Source organism: Bacteroidota bacterium, from assembly GCA_030706565.1.
Lineage (GTDB): Bacteria > Bacteroidota > Bacteroidia > Bacteroidales > JAUZOH01 > JAUZOH01.
Genome location: JAUZOH010000264.1, coordinates 1 through 5,405, shown reverse-complemented (window position 1 = coordinate 5,405; position 5,405 = coordinate 1). Strand labels below are relative to the sequence as shown.

6 protein-coding genes are annotated in these 5,405 nt (G+C 40.7%); 5 read left to right on the top strand and 1 reads right to left on the bottom strand.

Features of this window, described 5'->3' with window-relative positions; all coding sequences use genetic code 11:
- Both Q8907_12200 and Q8907_12195 read left to right on the top strand, forming a co-directional pair.
- A partial coding sequence (locus tag Q8907_12200; GenBank protein MDP4275032.1) for an ATP-dependent Clp protease ATP-binding subunit ClpX occupies positions 1-303 on the top strand: 303 nt, incomplete at its 5' end.
- Between the two features lie 114 nt (positions 304-417).
- Positions 418-1,296: a C1 family peptidase gene (locus Q8907_12195; protein ID MDP4275031.1), complete on the top strand. Its 879-nt coding sequence runs from the start codon at positions 418-420 to the stop codon at positions 1,294-1,296.
- 2 nt (positions 1,297-1,298) lie between these two features.
- Here Q8907_12195 and Q8907_12190 read toward each other — a convergent pair whose 3' ends face one another.
- Positions 1,299-2,273 carry a polyprenyl synthetase family protein gene (locus Q8907_12190; GenBank protein ID MDP4275030.1) on the bottom strand — a complete coding sequence of 325 codons (975 nt, stop codon included), beginning with the start codon at positions 2,271-2,273 and terminating at the stop codon, positions 1,299-1,301.
- A gap of 179 nt (positions 2,274-2,452) precedes the next feature.
- Here Q8907_12190 and Q8907_12185 point away from each other — a divergent pair, with 179 nt between their 5' ends.
- From Q8907_12185 to Q8907_12175, 3 genes are all read left to right on the top strand, one after another.
- The gene (locus Q8907_12185; GenBank protein ID MDP4275029.1) at positions 2,453-3,214 is read left to right on the top strand and encodes an outer membrane lipoprotein-sorting protein; all 762 of its coding nucleotides are present in this window, start codon (positions 2,453-2,455) and stop codon (positions 3,212-3,214) included.
- 11 nt (positions 3,215-3,225) lie between these two features.
- Complete coding sequence (locus Q8907_12180) at positions 3,226-4,461, top strand: ABC transporter permease (protein ID MDP4275028.1); 1,236 nt, start codon at positions 3,226-3,228, stop codon at positions 4,459-4,461.
- Positions 4,458-5,405 (top strand): ABC transporter permease (locus Q8907_12175; protein ID MDP4275027.1); only part of this gene is annotated, 948 nt, incomplete at its 3' end. The genes Q8907_12180 and Q8907_12175, both read left to right, overlap by 4 nt.

Sequence of the window (5,405 nt, the reverse complement as noted above, 5' to 3'; positions counted from 1 at the left end):
GATCACGATACTTTAAGGAAAATATTGACAGAGCCTAAAAATTCCATCATCAGACAGTACAAAAAGCTGTTCAAAATGGACAACATTGATTTGACCTTTGATGAAAAGGTTCTGGATTATATTGTTGAAAAAGCAATTGAATTTCACCTGGGAGCCAGAGGATTACGTTCGATTTGTGAAGCCATCATGACGGATGCCATGTATGAACTGCCTTCTAAAAATGAAAACGCGCTTACCATTACTCTTGCTTATGCCAAAGAGAAGTTGGAAAAAGTGAATATGAACAAATTAAAGGTAGCATAATTTAAGATTTTTTAAGAGATAGCCGGTTGGTTTCTTAAACTTTTGAAATAATTTTGGTTAATAACATTCAATTCCACAATTAATTTCTTAAAAGTTTAACTAAAAAGAAAAACCATGAATTCTGAAACCAACTGTTTTAAGATGGGATGGCTGCCCGATTATCCTGATTTTAGAGATTACTCGGCTGAGCATCCCTTAATCAAACCCATTTTGAAAAAAGCAGGAATTGCCAAAGCTCCTGCCACAAAATTACCATCCAGTACGGATTTACGTCAATGGTGTTCACCTGTTGAAGATCAGGGAAATCTGGGCGCCTGTACTGCTCATGCCTGCATTGGAATAGTTGAATATTTCGAAAGACGCTCTTTCAGCAAACATATTGATGCTTCCAGGCTTTTCTTATATAAAACAACCAGAAACCTGATGCGCCAAACCGGCGATACGGGTGCTTACCTTCGCAAAACAATGGGTGCACTGGCTTTGTTTGGTGTGGTGCCGGAAGAATTCTGGCCCTATATAACCAGTGATTTTGATAAAGAACCTTCTGCCTTTTGCTATTCATTTGCCCAAAACTATCAGGCCATTACTTATTACAAACTTGATAAACCGTCAACTAAGCCTGAGGATATACTGAACGCAATAAAAACAAATCTGGCTGCCGGAATTCCTGCCATGTTTGGGATAACAGTCTACAGTTCATACCACCAGGCAGATAAAACAGGACGTATTCCTTTCCCGGTTGAAAACGAAAGATCTGTAGGTGGACATGCCATTGCAGCCGTCGGATACGACGATAATATGCTTATAAAAAATGCCCTTCCCAAAGCAAAAGAAACCACAGGAGCCTTTCTGATCAGGAATTCCTGGGGAAAAGGCTGGGGCGAACAGGGTTATGGCTGGCTGCCGTATGAATATCTTCTTAAAGGATTAGCAATAGACTGGTGGTGCCTCATCAAGAATGAATGGCTGGATACCGGTGAATTTGCAGTTTAAATTTACTTTTCCCGGCCAATCATCATTGATATAATCCGCTTTAACTCGTTTTTCTTGTTCTCAGGCACATCGACAGTGAAGAGGTCGACAACTGCCTTTGAGAAATATTTGCCAATTGCAGCTTCGGTAATAGCTTTTACATTTTTCTTATCGTAAAAAGCTTTTACCCGGGCTACTTTGGTATTTGCATCAATGGACTGATCCTTAAGCAGACCGTTAAGTTCAACTTTTTCTTTATCTGTAGCTGCTTCCAAAGCCTGAATCAGCAAATAGGTCTTTTTGTTGGCCACAATATCTCCGCCGATTTTCTTTCCAAAGATGTCCTGATCACCGTATACATCAAGCAAATCATCCTGTAATTGAAAAGAAAGTCCGAAATTACAACCGCAACTGTAAAGCAAATCTGCATCCTTTTCAGATGCACCGCCCAATATTGCACCAATTTTGAGGCTTGCAGCAAGCAAGACGGATGTTTTCAGTTTGATCATCTCAAGATATTGGTCAATATTCACCGTATCGGCTGTTTCAAAATTCATGTCATATTGCTGGCCTTCACATACCTGAAGGGCTGTTTGCGTAAAAACATCAAAAACCGGCTTTAAATACTTGCCTTCGCACTGTCCCAGGTATTCATAAGCCTTAATACACATGGCATCTCCAGAAAGTATGGCCACGTTCTCATTCCAGCGGGTATGAACGGTGGGTTTATTCCTTCGGATAGGCGCTTTATCCATAATATCATCATGCAACAAGGTGAAATTATGGAATATTTCCAGTCCTATGGCAGGCTTAATAGCTTTTTCAATGTCATCCGAAAAAATATTATACGCCATCAAAACCATCGAAGGCCTGATTCGCTTTCCCCCAAGGGAAAGGACATATTCTACGGGTGTGTATAATTCTTTGGGATCCACTTTCCAATTAATTGCCGAGAATTCTCTGGAAAGGATTTCCTGTATGGTTTCAAAACTGTACATATCTTTCACAATTATCTGACAAATGTAAGAAAAAGGAAGAAGGTACTAATAACAGCATACTAAAATTGTTTTTATCCTTAAAAAATAAATCAAAATCCTATGGATTCTATTAAAAAGGAAGCAAGGAAAATTTTAAAACATTTTCTAACTTGCACATTAATCAAATGGACAAAGAGAAAATGTCAATTAAATTAAAATTACTGCTTTCACTGGGAATTTCTCTTTTAGCCTTTCAGGGAGGGAATAGTCAGAATATCAGTGCGAAAGAAATTGTAAAACATGCATACGACAGGCTGGAAGGTAAAAGCAACAAAAGTGAAATGGTAATGACAATCGTGAGGCCTGCCTGGAAAAGAACGGTATCATTCAAATCCTGGTCAAAAGGGAAGGAATTCTCGATAATCCTTATAACCGGCCCGGCAAAAGAAAAAGGACAGACTTTTTTAAAGCGCAAGAACGAAATATGGAATTGGGTACCTTCCATTTCAAGACTGATCAAATTACCGCCCTCCATGATGTCGCAGGGATGGATGGGTTCTGATTTTTCCAATGACGATCTGCTCAAGGAATCATCCATAGTTGATGATTATCACCATACACTCTTAGGCAGGGAAACAGTGGAAGGTATGGATTGCTATAAAATCAGACTGGTACCTAAGCCGGGAACACCCGTGGTCTGGGGCTCCATCATCAAATGGATCAGTAAAAAAGACTACCATCAGTTGAAATCAGAATTTTTTGATGAAGACAATTACCTGGTGAAAACCGAAATTGCTTCAAAAATAAAGTACATGGATGACAGGGATATCCTCACTCATTACGAAATTATTCCTGCCAATGAAAAAGGAAACAGGACTCTTGTCGACCTGATCATGGTAAAATTCGACATACCCATTCAGGATGGCTTTTTCTCCCAGCAAAACATGAAGACCATCCGTTAATCACAGCGCAAATGATCAAACTGGCATGGCGAAATATATGGCGTAATAAACGAAGGACACTGATTACGGCAGCATCCATTTTCTTTGCCGTGTTCTTTGCAATTATCATGAGGGCCTTCCACATGGGAAGCTGGAGGTATCTGCTGGATAGCGTTGTTCAGTCGTATACAGGCTATATCCAGGTTCATGCCAGTGGATATTGGGATAACAAAACCATTGACAACACCTTTACCTACGATCCTGGCCTGGACGCAAAAATCCACAGTACATTGAAAAAACATTCATCAACGATCGGGTTGGTTCCCCGGCTCGAATCATTTGCCCTTGCTTCCTCAGGTTTAAAAACAAAAGGAGTACTGGTGGTAGGAATCAATCCCATGAAAGAAGACCTCTATACCAAATTGTCGAAAAAACTGGTACAGGGGTACTACCTGCATTATGGCGATAGCGGAGTGCTCGTAGCCCAGAGGCTTGCCAGACATCTTGAACTTTCCGTAAACGACACCATTGTACTGATCAGCCAGGGATACCATGGAACAAGTGCAGCAGGAAAGTACAGGATACAGGGAATTATTCATCTGCCAGCTCCGGAATTTGACAATCAGGTCATTTACATGAACCTGCCGGTTTGCCAGTCATTCTACTCAGCACCCGGCCAGCTATCCTCGCTGATGGTCAGCCTTACCCAACCCAGAGATATTGATAATACCGATAAAATTGCCCACAGCATTCAAAAATCCATCAGCCGGCAATATGAAGTGATGACCTGGAAAGAAATGCTCACCGAGCTGGTGCAGGAATTCAAATCGGACAATGCCAGCGGGATTATTATATTGCTGATTTTATACATCATTGTCGGCTTTGGCATATTTGGAACCGTATTGATGATGACTTCGGAACGCACGCACGAATTTGGCGTAATGACAGCTGTCGGCATGCAAAAATACTTCCTGGCACTTCAGCTGACTATTGAATTGTTTTTTATCGGCATTTTGGGAATTGTTTCAGGAATGATTGGCAGTATCCCTATTGTCACTTATTTTCACTATCATCCGATAAAACTATCGGGCAGCCTGGCCAAAATGATGGTTCAATACGGAATGGATCCGATATTGCCTGTATCCTGGCACAGTGATTATTTCTTCCATCAGGGATTAGCCATTTTTATTATTATGATTATCGCCATCGCTTATCCCCTTATATCTGTTTTGAGATTGAATATCATTAAAGCACTCCGGAAACCATGATTATTCAAATAGCCTGGAAAAATATCTGGCGCAACAAAGTGCGCAGCCTGGTTGTGATTTTGGCCATAGCATTTGGGCTGTTTGGTGGCCTTTTTACTTCAGCTTTGATGAACGGCATGGCCAAACAAAGAGTTGAACTGGCCATCAAAAACGAAATATCGCACATCCAAATTCATAATCCGCAATATCTTAACAACAGAGATGTAGGCGATACCATAAAGGGGGTCAATAAGATCATGTCATTTATGCGCCATATCCCTGAAATAAAAGCCGTTAGCGAAAGGTTAAAACTTGCTGCAATGGCAGCAACTTCAACAACAGGCGTTGGTGTAATCGTAAATGGGGTTGATCCGGGGACAGAGAAAAAAGTAACTCAAATATATAGTGAAATAAAAGGCAATTCGGGAAGCTATTTTGATTCAAAGCACGCCAACACCGTAGTGATCAGCCAGAAATTGGCCGGAAAAATTCATGCAAAGTTACGCTCAAAAATTGTGCTGACCCTCCAGTCTGTAGACGGAAGCCTGGTTAACGCAGCTTTCCGCGTTTGCGGGATTTATAAAACCATCAACACTTCATTTGACGAGGTGAATATTTATCTAAGAAAAGATGAACTTTCCGGATTAATTGGACTTGAAAAAGGCAAAGCCCATGAAATAGCCATATTGCTCAACAACAACGATTGTACAGAAGCTGTCACCAACAAGTTAAAGAATCATTTTCCGGAACTCGACATAAAAAACTGGAAAGAAATCTCCCCGGATCTCGGCATCATGACCGACTTTATGACCCAGATGCTGTTTGTCATCATGCTGATTTTATTACTGGCTATGTGTTTTGGCATCATCAACACCATGCTGATGGTGGTACTTGAAAGAATCAGGGAATTGGGCATGCTCATGTCTATTGGCATGAATAAAATCAGGATATTTTACATGATTATG